At 53.1% G+C, this 1,513-nt stretch carries 1 protein-coding gene; it reads left to right on the forward strand.

Annotation, left to right across the window (positions count from 1 at the left end):
* Positions 1 to 1,513: VCBS domain-containing protein (locus HA050_RS21685; protein ID WP_205836557.1), on the forward strand; the 1,513-nt coding region annotated here is incomplete at both ends.

Here is a 1,513-nt window from a genome sequence, read left to right on the forward strand (position 1 = left end):
GCACATTGCTGGTGAATGATAAGGACGCAGGCCAATCCAGCTTCCAGGCTCAGACTGACACTGACGGCACTTACGGTAAGTTCAGCATTGGCACCGATGGAAAGTGGACTTATGTTCTGAACAACGCGGCGGCCAATGTTCAAGCTCTGGCTGAAGGCGAAACCAAGACCGAGACCTTTACCGTTAAATCTGCGGATGGCACGACTTCCAATGTTGTTGTGACGGTTGTCGGCACAAATGATGCGGCAGTGATCACACCTAATAAGCCAGGTGACGATGCAGGCCAGGTGAAAGAAGATACAACGCTGACGACCAGCGGCACCCTGCTGGTTAACGATAAAGATGCTGGTCAATCCAGCTTCCAGGCGCAAACCAATACCGATGGCACTTACGGTAAATTCAGCATTGGCACCGATGGTAAGTGGACTTATGTTCTGAACAACGCTGCGGCCAATGTTCAGGCTCTGGCTGAGGGCGAAACTAAGACTGAAACCTTTACCGTTAAGTCTGCCGATGGCACGACTTCGAGCGTGGTGGTGACGGTTGTCGGAACGAACGATGCGGCTGTGATCACCCCAAGCAAACCGGGTGACGATGCTGGCTCTGTCAAAGAAGATACAACGCTGACTACCAGCGGAACCTTGCTGGTTAATGACAAAGATGCTGGTCAATCCAGCTTCCAGGCGCAGACTGACACCAACGGCACATACGGTAAGTTCAGCATTGGCACGGATGGCAAGTGGACTTACACGCTGAATAATAACGATCCAATCGTTCAAGCCCTGAAAGACGGCGATGTGAAGACTGAAACCTTCACCGTTAAATCCGCCGATGGCACAACAAGCACCATCACCGTCACCGTAAACGGCACAAATGAAACCGCCACCGTCGGCCACGGCGCAGTACAAGAAGACACCGTTCAAAGCAGCACCGGCACGCTCACCGCCACCGGCGGCGCGACCTTTGTGCCGCAAACCGATGCAGCAGGCACTTACGGTAAGTTAACGCTGGGCAGCGATGGCAAGTGGACTTACACACTGAACAACGATGCGGATAATGTGCAAGCCCTTAAAACCGGCGAAACCAAAACCGAATCCTTCGATGTAACACTGAGCGACGGCACAAAAACCACCATCACCATCGATGTGCAAGGTCTGGACGACAAGGCCGTGATCACCCCAGGCAAACCGGGTGACGATGCTGGCCAAGTTAAAGAAGACTCCGTACTGACTACCAGCGGCACGCTGCTGGTGAATGACAAAGATGCTGGCCAATCCAGCTTCCAGGCGCAGACGGATACCGATGGCACGTACGGTAAGTTCAGCATTGGTACGGATGGCAAGTGGACTTACGTGCTGAACAACGCAGCAGCTAATGTTCAGGCCTTGGCTGAAGGCGAAACCAAGACTGAAACCTTTACCGTTAAATCTGCGGATGGCACGACTTCCAATGTTGTTGTGACTGTTGTCGGCACGAATGATGCGGCAGTGATCACACCGAATAAGCCAGGCGA

Origin of the sequence: Iodobacter violaceini (assembly GCF_011601265.1) — a bacterium.
Classification (GTDB): Bacteria; Pseudomonadota; Gammaproteobacteria; order Burkholderiales; family Chitinibacteraceae; genus Iodobacter; species Iodobacter violaceini.